The following is a 21,013-nucleotide window of genomic DNA, read 5'->3' on the forward strand; positions in this document are numbered from 1 at the left end:
TTAAAATGTCAAATTAATTGTAAATCCTACGGGAGCAACCCATGGGAGGGCGTTCCATTTTTCTTTTCCTATATCGTAAGAACCGTCATTTTGATAATAAGCAAGTTCAGGATCTATGCCAATATCAGCTGCATTCCATAACATAATATTCTTTGTAAAAACAGAGAATGAAACCCTTTGAGCCGAAATTTTTGAGGCAAATTTTTGGGGCAAATCATAGGTGAGCGTAATATTCCTTAACTTAACAAAAGAGAGATCATACATAAAGGAAGATCCCACATCCCATAATCCACCACCTGGTTCCACGACTTTATAAGCATCGAACAACACGGTTCCGGGACCACCAAAGTTCTCTGTATAAGTGCCATCGCCATTATCTACTACCCCAGGCCAAAAAGAACCATTGTCAAATCCGTTATACTCAAAACCACCAGTTTGAGCATCTCTTCCCCCTACCCAAACATTATCAGCTTGGTATTTGGTAGGATTGGATTTAATTTCGTTCGCTAGTGCGGTTCTATCACCGTTAAAAGAATTGGAACCCAAAACTCCACTAAAGGTGCCGGCATCACCTTGCCATTTATCAACCCACCCAGAACGTGCTGTTCTCTTCATGGTTTCGGAGTAGAAATTACCACCTTGTCGCCAATCAAGATTAGCGGATAATGTGAAATTCTTATACTTTACGGAAGTGTTCATACCCACGTTAAAATCATTTGTGCTTTTACCAACCTTGGGTTTAAGTGCGTCGTCTTTTTGAAATGTTAAGCCCCCATTATTATTGAGTATGGGCCAGCCCTCGTATTCGCCTGATTCAACTCTTAACACGCTGGTTGAATATAGGTCGCCGATAATACCACCAATTTTGGTCTGCTGTGTCAAGCTTCCCGCGTTACCTACACGGATTCTATCAATACCTTCCACTAATTCTACTAATCTACTTTCCTGTTTGGTGAAGTTAACCCCCAAATTCCATTCGAAATCAGCCGTACGTACAGGCACCGTATTCAAAGCCAATTCTATTCCAGTGTTTTCAACGTTTCCTGCATTAATTGTAGCACTACTAAAACCAGACATAGGCGATGTAGTTACCCCAATAATTTGGTTCCTATTTTGTGTCTTATACCATGTTCCTTCAAATACAATTCGATTATTAAAGAAACCTAAATCGGCCCCAACTTCATAAGAAGTCGCTATTTCTGGCTTAAGTGCAGTGTTCGGCAAACTCTCGGGCACGGAGTATTGAATATCGTTACCCCAAAAAGTTTGATTCAATACTGGATTTATTGTATACGGATCTGTATCCTTTCCAACTTCTGCCCAACCCGTTCTAAGTTTGACCAAGGATACCCAATTCGGCATCTGAGTCATTTCTGAAACTAACATACTTAGCGAGGCCGAAGGATAGAAATAAGATCTATTTTCTTTTGGTAGTGTACTCGACCAATCGTTACGCGCCGTTAAATCTAGGTATACCATTTCCTTAAAACTTAAGGATGCCAATCCGTACAGACTGTAAATTTCCTTTTCGAATACGCCTGAGTTATAACCCAGCCCCGGCCTGGCTACATTGGACAGGGTATATAAGCCCGGTAATGTAAGAACATCACCACCTCCATAAAGACTCGTATTTGTACTATTCAAATAGTTTCCACCAACAGAAGGGTTAATTCTAAAGTCACCTACTTTTTTATCATAGGAGAATAGGAAATCTACATTGGCCTCTCTCTCATCGAGCTTCGTTTGTTCGTATGCTCCAAATGGTTTTACGGCAGAACTACCAAATCCGTCATAAGACCAGGGATAAATTGACTCAATCTTTTCATTATTGGCACTATAAGCTACCCGGCCCATAGCTGTTAAACCAGGCAAAAGATCAATATCCAGTCGCACATTTCCAAAGCCGCGGATCTGATCTAAGGTTCTGTCTCTTTCATAGGCAGAGAACCATGGATTATTAGGAAGAGCTCCAGCTCTTCTTTGTTGCGAACCCTCTACTTCCCAATAATCTTTAAGGTCATTGATATTCACATGCGGTGGGTTAGCGAAAATATCCATATATATATCATCACTTCCGTTGTTCGTTAATGGTAAATTATCTGATGTAGGTTTAGAAATAGTAATATTGGTAGTGAGTTTTACCTTGTCAGTTATCTTATAGCTAGTCGCCAACGAAAATCCAAGTCTTTTCAACTCCATTCCAGGGGTAATTCCGTCACTTTTCATGTGGTTAATGGAAAAATTAAAACTGCCACGGTCATAATTTCCACTTATACTGGCATCCGTTTGGGTCGACAGCCCAGTTTGAAAGAAATCTTGTAAACTATTATCATACATTACCAAAGGTTGGGGTTGCCCATTGGTATTCCATTGCACTGCTTCAACACCTGCTCTTGCACCATACCAATACTGCCAAGATGATTCGTTAAACTGGCCCTTTTGACCCGTGGTAAAGGTATTCTGTAATTCAAAATAATTATAGGGTACACTAAGAGTTGTACTCTGTGTAAACGAAACTCCGATTCCTTTTTTAGCACCCTCACCAGAATTAGTGGTAATAAGAATTACCCCGTTACCAGCTCTTGAACCATACAGAGCAGCAGCGCTCGCTCCTTTTAGTACCGAAATACTGGCTATGTCCAAAGAGCTTATATCGCGCATCGCGTCAGTATTGCCCACAGGTGAGCCATCAATAACAAGCAACGGCTCGTTGTTGCTGGTCAAAGAGGTCTGACCTCTAATAATCACATTTATTTTAGCATTAATGTCACCGCCCATTTCGTTTATTTGCACGCCAGACATTTTACCAGAAAGGCCGCTCAATACATTTGTATTGGGCTGCTGATTTAATGCTTCAGCTTCTACTACAGCCACGGCATAGCCCAAAGCCTTTTTTTCCCGTTTCATACCCAAAGCCGTAACCACGACCTCGTCCATTTTTTCAGCGGCATAATCGAGCAACACTTCCAGAGAAGTTTGATTACCCACTACCACTTCCTTGGTTTCCATACCTATGTACGAAAACACAAGAACGGCCTGTGCATTAGGAACGGCAATAGTGAAGTTTCCGTCAAAATCCGAAACGACTCCTTTGGAGGTTCCTTTTAAAACAATGTTTGCTCCTGGCAACACCTCTCCGTCAACATCTTTTACAGTACCGGATATTTCAATTTGTTGCGCAGCAATTTCCAAGGCTCCAAATTCGTTACTAAAGATATCTGGTCCAAAAAGTATGGACCCGCTATTTTCATACACGTGTGCACTAATATTGAAAAGAGCACCGTAGAACAGCAAGATAGTAAGCGTAATTTTTAAATTGTTTTTAGGAGGGCAAGACCGCCTACTCCTAACATTAAGAAGGTTTTTCATAATTTAGTGTGGATTATTTGATGGGTATTTATTTACTCTTAATCGGAAAGCGTTCGCGCATTTTCCAATTATTATAATGTTTTGATATTCATTTGGTCTATTTCATATATTTTTCAGTTTAATGGATGGCTTTAATGTTATTTTAGGCAATCGGATTTTCAACATCAGTTTATAAAATGACTTAATTAATTGTATTGGTACTCCTTCTTCCCTCTCCAGTTTCCAATACAATGTTAGGTTTTTCAAAATAAATTCGCTTTAACGATTAAGCAACTAAACATTAACTTATTGTTAAGTGTGTTCTCAATCCAAAACAAAATCGCTTTAACGATTAAGCAATAATAACAATTAATTTTTACTTTATTCAAAATTTTACCTGAAAATAATTATGGGCTCTTCAAAAAACAGCATAATTAGGCCAGAAATGCCCCAAAACAAACCAGGCTTGGATGCAATTAGCAACCAAGCCTGGGTAAAATATTGTTAAAAAAGTCTATCCTATTGCAGTAACCACATTTTAGACCACTGATCGTTTTCAGCAGGCTGCAGTTTACTAATGGCTTGCAACATATTCTCCTCATTAAAAGGATCATCATAATAAAACCTAACAGGTATCTCTTGTCCTTTAGTCCCTGCTATAATATTGACACTTAAATTTGGAAATCCAGTTCTACGCCAATCGAACCATGATTCTGGAGTAAGCCATTGAGAGATCCATTTTTGGTGCATAATAGGCTCCATTTTATCTGTGGCATCATTAAAGATCTGTTGCGCCTGTGCCATATACACTCCTTGATCGAAAGGAACAAGGGTGTTGTTCGTTTTATCATACACTGCGGATTGATCTCCGTCCGAAATTCCATACTGCCCCATTGACAATAGAATGCCACTATTGTAAAAATCCAATGCGCTATTGGATATCCACCCTCTGACACTTGCCTCTGCCAAAATAAATTGTACCTCAGCAGCATTCATTAATACAGCCTTTACCAATGGATTGGCATCCTCTGCGTACATTTCAGTTAGATACGAAGCATGAGGGTTAGATGCCGCAGCAAGATAGACGCTTCCATCAAGAGACGCAATTACTTCATTAGCATTGATACCACCCGCAAATTTCTGAAATTGGTTGGGATCCGTTAAGGCAACTGGCAAACCAACAAAAAGGGAGGTATTCAAATCATTCTCCTTATTTTCATCATTATTTATTGCATTAATATCTTCAGTGGTATATCGTTTTAACACACCATCTTCCTGTACAATTTCATCGGTGGCTCCCTCAAAAATTTGAACATCTACAGGTCGTACCCAGGACGTTAGTCTTGGATCTCCCAGGGCGGTCAAATCATCAACAATAGTAGCTGATGGTTTTCTACGATAAAATTCGGAGCGGTTACTACTTCTTAAGGGGCCTCCGTACCAACTGTTGTCGCTATTGGTACCCACAAAAGCAATGGCCGCATTGTCGTCATTGTTTACTAAAATAGGATACTCAGCACTATTCCCTACTATAGCTGAAATTTCTGCAACTGGATTAATATCGATACCTCCCTTTTCTGATAAACGCATATAATACCTCAATCGTAAGGAATTCGCAAGTTTACGCCACTTTAAAGCATCCCCTTGATATACAATGTCGGCATCTGCAACTTCTTGTATGACCCCAGCTCCCGTTAGAAGGGAATTTGCCTGTGTCAAATCGTTTATTATTCCCTTAAAAATGGTCAGTTGATCATCATATGCGGGTTTAAAAAATTCGTCCCCTCCATTTTCTGCCAGTAGGGCATTCGTATAAGGTAAATCACCAAAAAGAGACGTTAACATCCCATACCAATAAGATTTCATGATTAGTGCAACACCCTGATAGTAATCTTTTACCTTCCCTGTTTTTTCCTCCTCTGCCCGATCGAAGATATATTTACTATCTTTTAAAGGTTCGTAATAGCCGGCATAACTCGAAGCCTGCCAGTTAAAATTAAATCGGTCGTAACTCGTAAAGTCACGTTGCAAATATTGGGTCGTAGCAGTAATTTCTGCCGCACCCATATTCAGCTCAGAAGTCATCGTTGCAGATTGGGACAAAATACCTGTCAACACAAATTTAATGTCTATCTCCGTATCCGGTAAACTATTGGGGCTTACATTTATCTCCTCCAAAGATTCGGAGCACGATGTAGCAAAAAGTACTACCATTGGCAGTAACAGTGCAATTATATTATTCTTTATTCTAGTCATCTTTATTTTTTTTAGAAACTTATGTTTAGTCTAAGGCCAACTGGGGCGGTCCAAGGGGCCACATTCCATTCTTCAAACCCTTGAGCTCCTTGGTCATAGGCTAGCTCAGGGTCGATTCCGATTCCTGCTTTGGTCCAAAGCATGATGTTTTTAGCGTAAACGGAAATGGCTACATTATCAGCCGCAATAAATTTAGCTACTTGAGCAGGCAATGCATAGGTCATGGTAATGTCCCTTAACTTAACAAAGGATGCGTCGTACAAAAATGCATAACCAGTTCTCCAATAACTACCGCTAGACTCTACCACTCTATAGGCGTCAAATAATTTTGTGCCAGCATCCCCAAAATTTTCGGTATAAGTACCGTCGCCATTGTCTATTACCCCCGGAAAGAAAGCTCCGTTGAAATTTCCGTTAAATTCAAATCCACCCAATTCTTCATTTCTTCCTCCAACCCAGACATCATTGTCTCTATAAATAGGATTTGATTTGATTTCGTTGGCCAATGCGGCACCATCAGCAAAAGAATTAGCATCCAAGATCCCTGAATAGGTACTTGAACTGATCCCATTTTGCCAGTCCTCGATTTTTCCGGAACGTGCCATTCTCTTCATAGATTCCGAGTAGAAATCCCCACCTTGCCTCCAGTCGAAACTAGCGGATAACGTAAGGTTTTTATACCGAATAGAAGTGTTCATCCCAACAGCAAAATCGTTGTTAAAATTTCCCATCTTAACTTGGTTTTCCCGAGCTCTATCAACTTCCCATCTACCATTGGAATCCAGTATATTCCAACCCGCATACTCACCTTCCTCTACTTTCTTTATATAGGGAGAGTACATGTCTCCTATGATTCCTCCTACCCTGGTAAAAGCACCACCATCTGTTCCTCCACCAAAATCCACTCGGTCAATACCGTCGACCAATTCTACCAATTTACTTTCCTGTGTGGTGAAATTAAAGTTCATGTTCCATTCAAGATCTTCAGTTCTAATAGGAACCATATTCAATCCCAATTCAAACCCGTAATTTTCCACATTCCCTGCATTAATGGTGGTACTGGTATACCCCGTAAGTGGAGAGACATTCACATTTAAGATTTGGTTTTTGTTTTGAGTCTTGTAATAGGTAGCCTCCAGTCCCAATCTACCCTTAAAAAAACCTAAATCAGCACCTACTTCATAGGAAGTGGCTATCTCCGGCTTTAGCTTGGTATTTGGCATACTGCTTGGAAGTGAATAGGTAAAATCATCACCCCAAAATCCTTGGGTTAAAGTAGGGTGGATTAAATAAGGCTCAGTATCCTTTCCTACCTGAGCCCATCCAGAGCGTAATTTAAGTAACGAAATCCAAGATGGCATTTGGAACATTTCAGAAACCAGAACACTTCCCGAAGCGGAAGGGTAAAAGTAAGAACTGTTCTCCTTAGGAAGGGTACTGGACCAATCGTTACGGGCTGTTAAATCCAAGAAGAGCATATTTTTATAGCTCAATGTAGCCATTCCATAAACACTGTATACCGCCTTTTTAAAAGTTCCATTATTGTATTCCAATCCTCCTCGGGTTACATTGGATAGGGTAAACAACCCAGGAAGCACCAAATTGTCACCTCCAGAACTATAGGTGTTAACTTCACTATTCAATATATTTCCACCCACAGAAGGAGATATACGGAAATCTCCAAATTTCTTATCATAGGAAAACAAAACATCTACGTTGGTTTCCTTAGAATTACTATTATCTAGGTTATACGCCCCAGTTGGTTTTGTAGTACCACCACCAAATCCTTGAAAAGACCATGGTTTTAAAGTTTCCTCTTTATTGTAATTACCACTATAAGCCACACGAGCCATAGCATTAAAATTTGAGGTGATTTCCCAGTCAAGCTTAATATTTCCAAAACCACTTAGTTTGTCAAATTTGTTTTTCCGTTCATAGGCGGAAAACCAAGGATTGTTATACCCATCAGTAACATTTCGTTGCTGTACATTAGGTGTTTCCCAATATTCCCCTTTTAGGTCATTGATATTTATATGTGGTGCGATATTGAATAAATCAAAATATTGATTATCACCACTTAGATATCTAACTGGATTATTGTCAGAATTGGGGTTAGAAATGTCGATATTGGTGGAAATGGTTACATTATCCGTTATTTTATAGGCCGTATTTAGTCGGACACCAAGCTTTTGAAGTTCAGTGCCTGGGGAGTAACCTTCTCCTTTCAAATGGGATATGGCTAATCTAAAGTTACCTTTATCATAATTCCCACTTATACTAGCATCGTTTATTGTGGTTATCCCCGTTCTAAAATAATCTTTTTGGGGGTCATCATAAAACTTTAATGGCACTGCTTCACCATTGCTATTCCATTGTATGGCAGAGCCTCCTTCTTCAGGGCCGTACCAGTGTTGCCATGTGGCTTCATCAAAAATACCTCTTTGCCCATTGGTAAATCTATCCTGAGTTTCAAAATATTTATAGGGCGTATTTAAAGTGATGGTAGAGGAAAATGAAACCCCAATCCCTTTTTTAAGACCCTCACCAGATTTAGTAGTAACAAGGATTACCCCATTACCTGCTCTGGAACCGTAAAGTGCAGCTGCACTTGCTCCTTTAAGTATAGATACGCTGGCAATGTTCATGGCGCTTATATTACCCAAAACAGCAGTACTCCCAACAGGGGAACCATCTACAACAACCAAAGGTTCATCATTTCCAGACAAAGAAGTTCTACCTCTGATATACACAAAGGTTTCCGCATTTAAGTCGTTTCCAGCCCTTCTAATATCCAAACCAGATACCCTACTACTCAATCCACCCAAGGCATTTTCTTGAGGCACCAAGTTCATTTCTTCTCCATCAACCTCTCCTACAGAGTATCCCAAGGCTCTTTTTTCTCGCTTCATTCCTAAAGCCGTAACCACTACTTCGTCCATTTTTTGGGCAGAAGGGTTCATCACAACATCTAAATTAGTATTGTTCCCCACAACAACCTCTTTCGTCTCCATTCCAATATAGGAGAAGACAAGAACGGTTTGCGAATTGGGTACAGCAATACTAAAATAGCCATCAAAATCGGTAACCACCCCTTTGGTGGTTCCCTTTATGACAACATTGGCCCCAGCTAAAATCATCCCATCACTGTCCTTAACAATCCCTTGAATTTCCGATTGTATTGGAGTATCATCGATTTTAAGGGGAACACTTTTAATGTTTTTGTTCTCGTTTCTTTTTAGTATAATATGTTTGTCCAATACCTCATAAGACACATTGGTATTGAGAAAAAGCGTATTCAATATACTCCTAACCTTTTCTTTGTTCACCTTAAGGGTAACAATTTTACTAACATCCACATCCTTTAAATTGTACAGAAATTTAAACTCTGTATGGGATTCAATCTCATTTAGCACCTTTTCAATAGAGACCTCTTTAAGATCAAGGCTTATTCGAGTGTTTTGTGCATAATTATTGGCTCTTATATTAAATAAGGCAATGAACAGCAAAAGGGTGGTTAATTTCATTTTTAAGCTCAATTCCGGAGGACATAGAAGCCTACTCCTAATTTTAAGAAGGATTTTCATATTTTTGTATTGATTATTTAGATGAGTATTTATTTGCTCATTGGTATTTAGCTGGGAGATGTTCGCGCATCTTCCAGTTTTTTTTAAACTTGATTTTTGGTTTGTTTCTTTTAATTCATATAATAATCTAGTTTTAGTTTATAGTTATTTTTTCATTTTCAATCGTATAGGTAAACCTATAGCTTGTCCTAAAGGAAGCGAAAATTTGCTCCATTAGCTCGTCCTTATCAAAACTGGCACTAAAATATTGTTCGTCCAGTTCTTTATTATTGTTTACAATACTAACATTGTAAGTGCGCTCCAATTTTTTAATGATATTTTTAAACTGTATACTTCTGAACACCAGTTTCCCCGATTTCCAACTGGTATACAAACTAGTGTCCACTTCGTCCAAAGAGATGTTACCACTGGAATGGTCATACACCCCCCTAAAACCTGGCTTCATAAAAGTGGTAGTTTCAGATCCATAAACATTGCCGCTGTAAAGGCCAACCGACCCATTGACCAAAACTGTAGTGACCTGACTATCTTCGGGATAGGAAGAAAGATTGAATTCCGTACCTAGGACACGCACCTTTAAATCGGCAACATTGACAATAAATGGATTAATACTGTCTTTTGTTATTTCGAAATAAGCTTCACCGCTCAAGAATACCTCCCTGGTCTTGCCCGGCAAAAATTTCACTGGGTACTTTATGGAAGAACCTGAATTTAGAAATACACTACTGCCATCGGACAGGACCAATTCAAATTGTTTGCCATTGGGAATATTTAGCTGATTATGGATTAGTTTTTCCGGATCACCGCCTTCATTGTAGTTAAGTGTATTTCCTTTTTGCACTCCAACCTCATTTCCTTCTGCATCGATTATCTTTCTCTTACCATCTTCACTAATGACCTCTATGTTTCCATTATCCAACTGAAGTGTAATCTGGTTGGGGTCAATTTGTTCCTCGACATTGACTTCATTAAATTTTTGATTGAAAAAATATCCAAATCCTAGGAGTAAGAGCAATACTGCAGCAATTTTAAGTAGGATTTGCGGGTACAACCTGTTAATGCCGGGTTTCTCTTTCTGAATTTTACGGATCAATTCTTCCTTCAATGGCTGATTATCCATTTTATTGAGTCCCATATTGATTGCATGGTGCATGAGCACATAATCATTGAAGATCTCCTTGTTCGAAGGATCTTCCAGCCAATCTTCCAACTCTTGTAGTTGTTTAGCTGTGGCCGTTTTATCGAGGTATTTAAGTATACCTATTTCTATATTGGATGGAATCATGCTACGTGATATATTAGTACGACGTAGCCTAATTGGAATACCCTAGGTTTTTAATAAAAAAAAAGAAATTTATTTTAATTGAAGAAATGTTGGGTGACTCTTAAGTTCAAATATAGACCGCTCCAATGTTGCTTACTAAAGATACACACACTGGACTTATCTACGTTCAAAGGCCGCCCATTAGGGCAGCGTCCTAAATTTTTATTTTGAGGGGGATTTCCCCGGCCTTTTCTTCCTCACCAAGCTATCGGCAGGGTAAGTAGCCTTTAAATATGCCATTTGGGCCTTGGACCAATCCATAATCTTATCCTGCTGCCCTTGCGTAAGATTGGCTTCAGGATGAAGTCCAAAATAGGTATAGGAAGGTATTGGCATTTCTTTCTCTTCCACCATTTCCACAATCTCTTCGAATTTGTGATATTGAATAGCCAACGGCAACTTTGTGAAGTTTGAAAAATTTAAATGTTTTTTGCCGTCTACCACATGATCATTTAAAAACCAGGCCACGGGCTGAACATTGGAGTACCACGGATATTCTGTTTTATTGGAATGACAATCCATACATGAAACATCCAAGATATAATTAACATCCTCGGGAACTTTGTATTTAGTAGATATCCCGTAGGTATTATCATCCGATATATTCTTATCTGGACGGACAAATTGGATCAAAACCAATACTACGGCTAGACCTATTAATATCTTTTTAAGCATAAGAAAACGTGTTTTTTAATGATAAATTCCGTGAATTACTCATCCCTGTCACCCTACTAAAGTAATATATTTTTTAATTAGACTTGCTTTATGGCAAATGGTTTAATAATTAATACTAACCTAACCAATTGACTATCTTGTCTTAACGACAACATGGACAGTGTAGCCCTATTTTTACTGCAACCTAATACAGGATACGTTCTTATTTTTTGATTTGAGTTAGCAACTCCAAACCGATGTTCGCATCGGTTTTTTTATATGCAGTATTTTTATCCATGTTTTGATGCAGGGCTTTAAGCTTACCATAAAAAAACAATAGCAAATTACCCGGATTCTACAAGAAGAACCTTTATAAATCAATCTTTTTGTAGGCCAGAAATGCACTAAACCATTTTCCAGACGATTTTACTATTCTTTGTTGGTTTTCAAAATCGACATATACCAATCCGAATCTGGGGTAATATCCTTCTGCCCATTCAAAATTGTCGGTAAATGTCCACACAAAATACCCATCAACTTTCCATCCTTCCCTTTGCGCCTTATGCACCTGTTTAAGATATGCCTGTAAATAGGAAAGCCTTTCTTTATCGTACACTATGCCCTCCTCAATTTTATCAACAAAAGCTGCTCCATTTTCAGTAATAATAACTTTTTTTACCCCCGGATAGCCATTAAATCTTTTTATCATATTGTAAATACTGGGCGGATATACTTCCCAATCCATTAAGGTAGTTTTTACTTTGCGCCGACTTGCTTTTACAATTCTGGCCATTATGTATGGAACAAAAAAAGAGTGCTTTACTTTTTCGCGCGTATAATTTTGAATTCCAATAAAATCGAATTCAAAAACGGAACGTTCGGCATCCCCAGACACCATATAGGGTTGCATTTGTTTTAATACTGGAATGGTCTCCCAGGGGTATCCCATCCCGAGGGAAGGCTCAATAAAAAGCCTGTTCAGCATAGCGTCTGCCCTGTCTGCTGCCATATGATCTCGACGATTATTCCGGTAGGGGGTGATTTGCGAACAGGAGAAGGTAGTGCCAATGTTGGCATTGGACACCAAATTACGTAAAATCCTACCTCCTGCTGCTTGACACAATACCGCATGGTGTACAGAGGGCAAAAAATTCCTAAGTCCTTTTTTCCCAGGGGCATGAACTCCAAGAAAATAACCTGCTCCGGTAAAAACCATTGGTTCATTTAAAACCATCCAATTCTTAACCCTATCTCCAAAACTTTTGGCACAAATTGTTACATAATCTTCAAACCATCCTAAAATATCACGATTGGTCCAGCCTCCTTTTTCCTCAAGGGCATGTGGAAGATCCCAATGATATAATGTGACCCAAGGCGTTAGACCACATTTCAGACAAAAATTGATAACCTCATTATAAAATTCAATCCCCTTTGTACTAATGGACCCTGTTCCTTTTGGCATTATCCGGGACCACGACAAGGAGAATCTAAAATGTTTAATGTTCATCTTTTTCATCAAAAGAATATCCTCTTGATACTTGTGATAAAATTCACAAGCCTCTTTACCATGCTGATCTTTGTAGGTATTTCCTTTTTTTGAAGTAAACTCGTCCCAAATGGAAGGTCCTTTGTCATGCATATCGTGGGCACCCTCTATCTGGTAAGCAGCTGTTGACACGCCCCAAACGAAACTATCCCCAAAGTCCCGTGCTTTCAAATTAAAATGGTCTGGAATGTTGGGCATAGAAATACTAACTAAGGTAGTTTAGCCGAGAACGACTTCCTCTAGGATCTGGCGGACAATCTGTTCTGTTATATCCGGATAATTTACCTCTATTTTATCATCCCTTTCTATCCAATGCTTAAGTTTATCCAAATGTTTATTCTTAAGGGATTTAATAACCGGCACCCCCATTTCTTTCAATGCCGCGGAGTTACATTGCTGTTCATACTGCCCGTTCATGGGGATTACCATTAATTTTTTCCCAAGGTAAAGGGCTTCGGCCGGAGTTTCGAAACCGGCACCGCACAATACCCCCTTAGAACCTACCATACTCCCAACAAAAGCTTCGTTGGTTATTGGCCGAATGCTAATATTCTTACCAAAAAATTCCACTTTATTGTGTTTGGAAAACACCTCCCATTTTACATTGGGAATCTCGGAAAGGAATTTCAGTATCCTACCATCACTATATGACGGCAAATACACTGTATAATGATTTCCTTCTTTAACATCTGCTTTTCTAATATCCTGTCTTATGATAGGAGTGTATACTTTATCATCGTAAGCATGAAAATGAAGACCAAACTGTTGAGTTGTGGGTGCATAGTTTTTTAGGATAAATTTTCCCATGAGATCATTTTTATCCGGCTTGGGGGCCTTTAAGGAAAGTACTGCCGCCTGATGGCTAAAACTTACACACGGCTTATTTTTTAATTTGCAGGCCCAGGCCGACACAGGTTCAAAATCATTTATGACCAAATCATAATCTTCTATTGGAACACTCTTTATCTCTTTCTGCAATCTAGCAGCATTGGACTTAATATAGGTCCTCCATAAATTAACATTGCCTTGTTTTCCGAAAATAAAACTAAGTCCTTTAAGTTGATACTTAATAGGGTTGGGAATGTGAATATCCGCTTGGATACCACTGACCAGAATATCCAATTCCAACCCTCTTTTCTGTAGTGCAGGAATAACATCGCGTGCCCTACTTAAATGACCATTGCCGGTTCCCTGAATGGCGTATAGAACTTTCATAGCATACTTATTATATTTTAGGAAGACTGGGAAGAGAAATCATTTATGCTGACCCGCGGCCAGAATTTTAAATTCTTCTATCAAATTTTGAAAAAGTTGGTTTTTATCCAGGATTTCCATGTGCTCCATAAGATTTTCATCATTATTTATAACCAGAACATCTTCTATATAGTGGTACAATTTCCATTCCCCACCATTAAACTCCAAACTTGTTAAATTCTCTATCCAATCCCCTGAATTTAAATACATAACCGAACCCTTGGGGGTAGATATTACTCTCATTTCAGGTTGGTGAATATGCCCGCAAACCACATAATCATATTTATTTTCGATTGCGATATCGGCCGCTATTTGTTCAAAATCATTAATAAATTTGACAGCAGATTTAACACTGTTTTTTATTTTCTTGGACATAGAAACCGGGCCTTTGCCCATTTTCTTGCTACAATAGTTAATTGCACTATTAAGCAAAATCAACATATCATAACCTGTAGCTCCCAATTTTGCTATCCATTTGGAATGTTGCATGGTAAGATCAAAAACATCTCCGTGAAACATCCATGCTTTCTGACCATTGACCTCCAAGAGTACCTTGTTTACAACACTAAAAGAGCCTAACTTAAATCCTAGAAATTTCCTCAACATTTCGTCATGATTACCAACAACATAATGCACTTGTATCCCTTCGGCAACCCATTGCATAATAATCTTCACGACCTTCATATGGGATTTTGGCCAATAGCGTTTACTAAATTGCCATATATCTATTATATCCCCATTAAGAACCACTTCTTTGGGTTTGATCGATTTTAGATACTTGACCAATTCTTTGGCGTGGCATCCGTAGGTACCTAAATGCACATCGGACAAAACCAGTAATTCCACAGGTCTTTTTTTCATGAAGTAATAATTGGTTGGTTTATTATGTGAAACTTAACACGAGAGATGAATGACCTTGACCCAAGGACTAAGAATTTGACCTTAGAGGTCGATATTGAATAAGAAATAATTTTCATGCACCGAAAATTAAAATAAATTCAAAGATTACTATTTAAGGCTGATTTTTAGTTAGATATGACTTTAAAATTAGGTTATAAGATTGTTAACAGACTGTTTTTCCAAGGTTTGGAAAGTCTATTGAAGCCATGAGATATTTGAGGAAATTTCAGGATTTGATCTATGGTAAAGAAGTATCAACTCCTTAAGATTGTTCAATAGATAAAGTACACAGGGTGAACCGTACTATACCCTCACCAGATAATTGGATAGATTCTGCCTAAGTTTATCAAACGAAATAGGTTTCGTAAAATAGTCGTTCATTCCAACCTCTTTGGCCCCTTGGATAGTTTCCTTGGTAACATCTGCGGAGAACCCAATAATAATAATGTCCTTATTGGTCTTCCTTATTTCCACGGTAGCCTCAAAACCATCCATTTCTGGCATATGGATATCCATAAAGACCAAATCGTATTCGTTTTCGGCCACGGCCGTTACAGCCTCTTTTCCATTGCCAACCCAATAGGTGTTTATTCCAAAAGTATCCAATGTCTTTTTAAGGACTACCACATTTATCTTATTATCGTCTACGATCAAGACCTTAAAACCACTTAAATCTATATCGTTGGCAACAGGAACATTAATTTCCGGTTTCACCTCGGTTATGGGGAATTTGAGAGTTATCATAAATTCCGAACCTACATTTTCCGTACTATCTACCTCAATATGTCCTTCCAACAATTCTATTATTAGATAGGTAATGTACAATCCAAGACCACTACCTTCATGTCTTTTTGTAATACCGGAATCTATTTGGGTAAACCTGTCAAAAATGGTTTTGAGCTTTTTTCTTGGAATTCCTATTCCGGTATCCTTAACACCGATGCTAATATTCAGGTAGTTGTTTGTTATTTGTTCTTCGTACGTAATATCTATCCCACCCTGTTCGGTAAACTTAAGGGCATTCCTTAAAAGATTGGTGAGAATCTGGCCAAACTTCCCAATGTCGCCAATAACGTGGGTTTTGGCATCCGAATCGATTTCGGATCGCACATAAAGCCCTTTTGCCTCAATACTGGGCTTATAAATACTAATAATATTCCTAAGTTCTTCAGAAGGCGAAAAGACATCCTTTTTAAAGGTTATCTGACCAGATTCTATTTTATCTATCTCCAAGATATCGTTCACCAGCAAAAGCAATTTTTTGGAAGAGACATCCATCAAGGATAGATATTCCTTTAGGGAACTATCAATTTTAGACTCTTTAAGAACTTCTATAAAACCTAAAATGGCATTCAGAGGGGTCCTGATCTCATGACTCATGTTGGACACAAACTCGGTTTTTGCCTTGGAGGACTTTTCAGCTTTTATTCGTTCTTCCTTTAAACTGGTATTGGCATCCCTAAGTTTAATATTTAATTCCCTAAAGCGTTTGTTTTCTTTTCTTGACGATTGATAGAAATAAATTAATGAACTGGTCAACAGTGACAATACCAAACCGAAAATGAAAAATATCATCATAGTTTCCCTCTTCTCGGAATAAAGGTCAACAATACTCGGCGTCATTGTAAAAGTCCAAATTTGATTATCTACATCATCCACGGAGTAGGATTGAAAATAAACCAAGCCATCCTTTTCACTATTGGGATTGGGAGTATTAAAGGAATAAAACACCTTTCCCTGATCGTCAGTGAGTTCAATGGCATACATATCCATTCCTGACATTAAGTGATTAAACGTATCCGTAAAATCAATTCCAGCAGTAACGGTACCATGGAAATTACCATCGTAGTAGACCGGGACATCCAGTAAAAAAGCTTCTCCTTTTTGGGTTAAATTAGTCCAAGAGGTAATATTGGTAGAAGAATCCTTCACATGCCGAAGCCACTCATCGCTTCGCGGATGTTTTGAAAGATCTAGGCCAATCGCCGCCTCATTGCCCTCCATTGGTGTAATTCTTCTAATCACCATGGAACTATCTATCCATTCAATAAATTTAAAGGATTTATTTTGCTTTAAAATTAGCTCGGCTTCGTTGTCCCAGTGCTTAAAATATTCCCCCTTGGACATCTGAATGCGTCTCATTAAATTCTCAAGTGCCACAATACTACTTTGCCCTGTATAGACAAATTCCTTAAATCGCAAATGTCCCGTGTGCTGAATTTCATCCATAAGAAGCCCTTTCTGCTCCTGTACAGAATTATACCATAGAATAGAAACCACAGTCATTAGTACAACAAAAACGGATATTGGCAGAACAAGTACTTTCTTAGAGAATTTTAAGGGCATCTTTTGGCTTGACTAGTGGGGTGAAATAGAATCCATCATGTTATGTATAAGTTCAAAGATATTACAATTAATAAAAAATACCCTTTACAAAACCTATAATATGTAGGCAATTTACCAACTACAGGCCCAATCTTTGAATTTATTCGTAAAATTGGCCGGTTTAAAGGTGAATAGATCCTAACTAATTGATTATGGCACTTAATTCATAATATTGCCATAAAAAACAATAAAGTAAAGTGAATTGAAAATATGGCGTTAAAAAAATTCTTTAAGGTCTACCGATCACCTACTTGGAATTGCTGCAACCTTTTTGGATCGGGATTCAAATGAGGACGAAATAATTAAAGAAATTTCTAATTTAACTTTTCTAAAAAATTTATCTTTGTTTTAAATAAAATTTATGAATATGTCTTATGTTGATTTATATAGTACTGGAACGCACAGAAGAAATTTAGCGCATTTTGCGTCCATTGCAACTTTAGCCGCCATTGACGGTGCAATAAACACCAAGGAAAAAGAATTATTGGACCGTTTTGCCAATAAACTTGATATTACGGAAAGCGAATACCAGGAGGTTATGAAATCGGACAATAAATATCCCATTAACCCACCTGCCAGTTCTGAAGAACGTTTGGAAAGACTATTTGATCTGTTCAGAATTATTTTCGTTGATAATGTAATTGATGAGGAGGAGCGAGCCTTAATAACCAAATACGCCATTGGTTTGGGATATAGGTCTGAAAGTGCCAATCTGATAATTAAACGATCTATAGATATTTTTACCGGAAAAATAGATTTTGAGGATTATTTATACCTTTTAAAACACTAGGTCAATATTCTCACTATAAAATAAGAAAAGGAGCCTGTGGCTCCTTTTCTTATTTTGAGGCCTGCATAAACTCCTCTGCCTTTTCTACCATTTTTCTGCTTCCACAAAAGAAAGGCACCCTTTGGTGCAATTCCGTGGGCTTTATATCCATTATAGGATCAAATCCATTACTAGCTTTTCCTTTGGCTTGTTCGGCAATGAATGCCATAGGGTTGCACTCGTAAAGTAGCCTCAATTTCCCTTCTGCCGCAACACTGCTCTTTGGATATAAATAGATTCCGCCCTTGATCATATTTCTGTGAAAATCGGACACTAAAGAACCTATATATCTTGAGGTATAGGGTCTATCGCCTTCTTCCTTCTGACAATATTTAATATAGTCCTTAACACCTTGGTGGAAATGCACATAATTACCTTCGTTTACCGAGTAAATTTTTCCCGTTTCCGGAAATTCCATATTGGGATGGGAAAGATAAAAAGTTCCCAAGGCTGGGTTTAAAGTAAATCCATTTACCCCATCACCTGTAGTATACACCAACATGGTAGAAGTTCCATACACTATATAGCCGGCTGCAATCTGAGCCCTCCCCGGCTGTAAAAAGTCTTCCAAGCCTACAGGGGTGCCAATAGGGGTAACCCTTCTATAAATGGAGAATATGGTACCTACAGAAACATTCACATCTATATTGGATGACCCATCCAAGGGATCGATCAAAACAATATATTTATTTTGGTGCTTATTGTCACTACTGTTGATGCTAATAAAATCATCTTCCTCTTCAGAAGCGATACCACAGACAATTTCCCTATTTATTAAAGTCTGAATAAATTTTTCGTTGGCCAAAACATCCAACTTTTGTTGATCTTCTCCTTGAATATTAGTATCCCCGGCAGCGCCAATGATATCTACCAATCCTGCCTTATTAACTTCGTGGTTTACTACTTTTGCCGCCAATCTAATTGCGTTGATAAGTTTTGAAAGCTCCCCTGAGGAATATTGGAAAGAGGATTGGTTTTCAATTATGAATTCCCCTAGGGTAGTATTTTTTCTATGCATTGCTAAAGCTTTGTTTATTTGAGCACAAATATCGGTTAATTTGTGAAACTACAACGTTTTCGTAACATATTGATTTTTTAAATTTATAACTTTGTGTTTTATTTGTAACAATTATGAAGTACATCATTCGAGATGCCGAGGCCACGGATATGGCTCAAGTGCACAAATTGATTAAGGAGTTGGCCGTTTTCGAAAAAGAAGATAAGGCTGTGGAGGTAAGTGTTGAAGATTTACAGAGGGATGGCTTTGGATCCAACAAATTATTTCATTGCTATGTAGCTGAAGCTGATGGTGAGGTTGTAGGGATGGCCCTGTTGTTTAACAGGTACTCCACTTGGAAAGGTCCCATTATTCATTTGGAAGATTTGATCGTTACCGAATCTATGAGAGGAAGTGGACTAGGTGCCGCCTTGTTGACCAAGGTAGTGGAACATGGATATAATCTTGGTGTTAAACGCATTAATTGGGAGGTTTTGGACTGGAACGATCCAGCTATTACATTTTACGAAAGTAGAGGTGCCAAGGTTATGCGGGATTGGAATGTAGTTCATTTGGACGAAAAAGGAATTCAAAAATTTTTAAATAAACTATGAGGGTTTTTAAATTTGGAGGAGCATCGGTTAAAGATGCGAATAGTATAAAGAATGTTGTTAATGTTTTAAAGGAGGTTGGTCATGAAAATACCTTGTTGGTAGTGTCAGCAATGGGCAAGACCACAAATGCCATGGAGGATGTGGTAAACGCATACTTCAAGGATAAGTCGAAATTATCCGCGGCCGTACATGAAGTTATTCAGTACCACGATTCAATTCTGCATGACCTATTTCCCAATGACAAGCATCCTGTTTTTGCAAGTGTCAAAACTCTTTTTGATGAAGTGCAGGGATTTTTGGTCTGGAATAAATCTCCTAAATATGGTTTTATTTATGATCAGGTGGTTGGTTATGGCGAATTGGTATCCACTACCATTCTCAGTGCCTATTTAAATGAAATAGGAATCACCAATCAATGGTTGGACGTACGCACGTTGATCAAAACCAATGACGATTATCGGGATGCCATAGTAAATTGGGAGAAAACCCAACTAAATGTTACCGAAAAGATAGATAAGCGTAAATTAAATATAACTCAAGGCTTTTTGGGCAGTGATGACAACAACTTTACCACTACTTTGGGTAGGGAAGGTTCCGACTATACCGCCGCTATATTGGCCTATTGCCTAAATGCGGAAGAGGTCACCATTTGGAAGGATGTCCCAGGGGTGCTGAACGCCGACCCCAGATATTTTGAAAAAACCGAATTATTGAACAACATATCTTACCGCGAAGCCATTGAACTTGCCTTTTATGGTGCTTCGGTAATTCACCCTAAAACCTTACAGCCCCTACAGAGGAAGGAAATACCTTTACATGTTAAATCTTTTATCAATCCTAGGGACAAGGGCACAACCGTAGGAAAAGGAATAGGAATAGAACCTAAGGTACCCTGTTTTATTGTTAAGAAAAACCAGGTACTAATGAAACTATCCTCTTTGGATTTTTCGTTTATTGTGGAAGACAGCATCAGTGAACTATTTAAAATGCTTCACGATCATCAGATGAAAGTAGATCTGATCCAGAATTCGGCCATTAGTTTTTCGGTATGTGTCGATAATAAATTTGGTAAATTGGAAGAGCTTTTGAACCTACTCAAAAGAAGGTTTAAGGTGGTACACCACGAAGGTGTTTCCTTATATACCATAAGACATTTTGATATTGAAGCCATAACATCGCTTCAAAAAGGGAAAGAGATATTACTGGAACAACGAGGAAAGGAAACAGTACAATTGGTAGTCCAATAAGGCAGTTAAATAATTTGTTGGGGCGTTATTTTCGGGTTAGCTGTAGCGATTTTCCTATCTTAGCGCCTACCAAAT

Annotated in this window: 13 protein-coding genes; 3 read left to right on the forward strand and 10 right to left on the reverse strand. The window is 38.4% G+C overall.

Features of this window, described 5'->3' with window-relative positions; translation table 11 throughout:
* The 9 genes from H4O18_RS13750 to H4O18_RS13790 all read right to left on the reverse strand — a co-directional run bounded on the left by H4O18_RS13750 (position 1) and on the right by H4O18_RS13790 (position 17,212).
* Entirely contained in the window at positions 1-3,369 is a 3,369-nt protein-coding gene (locus tag H4O18_RS13750; protein WP_187585542.1) for a SusC/RagA family TonB-linked outer membrane protein, read from the reverse strand.
* A 498-nt stretch (positions 3,370-3,867) separates the two neighbouring features.
* Entirely contained in the window at positions 3,868-5,604 is a 1,737-nt protein-coding gene (locus tag H4O18_RS13755) for a SusD/RagB family nutrient-binding outer membrane lipoprotein (RefSeq protein ID WP_187585544.1), read from the reverse strand.
* Positions 5,605-5,615: 11 nt separating this feature from the next.
* Positions 5,616-9,128: a SusC/RagA family TonB-linked outer membrane protein gene (locus tag H4O18_RS13760; protein ID WP_187585546.1), complete on the reverse strand. Its 3,513-nt coding sequence runs from the start codon at positions 9,126-9,128 to the stop codon at positions 5,616-5,618.
* A gap of 193 nt (positions 9,129-9,321) precedes the next feature.
* Positions 9,322-10,473, reverse strand: a complete 1,152-nt coding sequence (locus tag H4O18_RS13765) for a FecR family protein (RefSeq protein WP_187585548.1) — start codon at positions 10,471-10,473, stop codon at positions 9,322-9,324.
* Between the two features lie 201 nt (positions 10,474-10,674).
* Complete coding sequence (locus H4O18_RS13770) at positions 10,675-11,187, reverse strand: heme-binding domain-containing protein (RefSeq protein WP_187585550.1); 513 nt, start codon at positions 11,185-11,187, stop codon at positions 10,675-10,677.
* 349 nt (positions 11,188-11,536) lie between these two features.
* Complete coding sequence (locus tag H4O18_RS13775; protein ID WP_187585552.1) at positions 11,537-12,910, reverse strand: GH1 family beta-glucosidase; 1,374 nt, start codon at positions 12,908-12,910, stop codon at positions 11,537-11,539.
* A gap of 21 nt (positions 12,911-12,931) precedes the next feature.
* Positions 12,932-13,927: a glycosyltransferase family protein gene (locus H4O18_RS13780; RefSeq protein ID WP_187585553.1), complete on the reverse strand. Its 996-nt coding sequence runs from the start codon at positions 13,925-13,927 to the stop codon at positions 12,932-12,934.
* 39 nt (positions 13,928-13,966) lie between these two features.
* Positions 13,967-14,827 (reverse strand): UDP-2,3-diacylglucosamine diphosphatase, encoded by an 861-nt coding sequence (locus tag H4O18_RS13785; protein ID WP_187585555.1) that lies wholly within the window; start codon positions 14,825-14,827, stop codon positions 13,967-13,969.
* Between the two features lie 342 nt (positions 14,828-15,169).
* The gene (locus H4O18_RS13790; RefSeq protein WP_187585556.1) at positions 15,170-17,212 is read right to left on the reverse strand and encodes a response regulator; all 2,043 of its coding nucleotides are present in this window, start codon (positions 17,210-17,212) and stop codon (positions 15,170-15,172) included.
* A 406-nt stretch (positions 17,213-17,618) separates the two neighbouring features.
* Between H4O18_RS13790 and H4O18_RS13795 the strand changes: the two genes are divergently transcribed.
* Positions 17,619-18,041, forward strand: a complete 423-nt coding sequence (locus H4O18_RS13795; protein ID WP_187585557.1) for a tellurite resistance TerB family protein — start codon at positions 17,619-17,621, stop codon at positions 18,039-18,041.
* A gap of 49 nt (positions 18,042-18,090) precedes the next feature.
* Here H4O18_RS13795 and fbp read toward each other — a convergent pair whose 3' ends face one another.
* A complete protein-coding gene (gene fbp / locus H4O18_RS13800; protein WP_187585558.1) occupies positions 18,091-19,098 on the reverse strand; it encodes a class 1 fructose-bisphosphatase in 1,008 nt (335 codons plus the stop codon).
* A gap of 113 nt (positions 19,099-19,211) precedes the next feature.
* Here fbp and H4O18_RS13805 point away from each other — a divergent pair, with 113 nt between their 5' ends.
* Both H4O18_RS13805 and H4O18_RS13810 read left to right on the forward strand, forming a co-directional pair.
* On the forward strand, positions 19,212-19,691 hold the full coding sequence (locus H4O18_RS13805) for a GNAT family N-acetyltransferase (protein WP_187585559.1): 480 nt from the start codon (positions 19,212-19,214) through the stop codon (positions 19,689-19,691).
* Positions 19,688-20,938 (forward strand): aspartate kinase, encoded by a 1,251-nt coding sequence (locus H4O18_RS13810; protein ID WP_187585561.1) that lies wholly within the window; start codon positions 19,688-19,690, stop codon positions 20,936-20,938. The genes H4O18_RS13805 and H4O18_RS13810 overlap by 4 nt, the downstream gene beginning before the upstream one ends.
* Positions 20,939-21,013 lie beyond the last annotated feature (75 nt).

Origin of the sequence: Arenibacter arenosicollis, assembly GCF_014397245.1 — a bacterium.
Classification (GTDB): domain Bacteria; phylum Bacteroidota; class Bacteroidia; order Flavobacteriales; family Flavobacteriaceae; genus Arenibacter; species Arenibacter arenosicollis.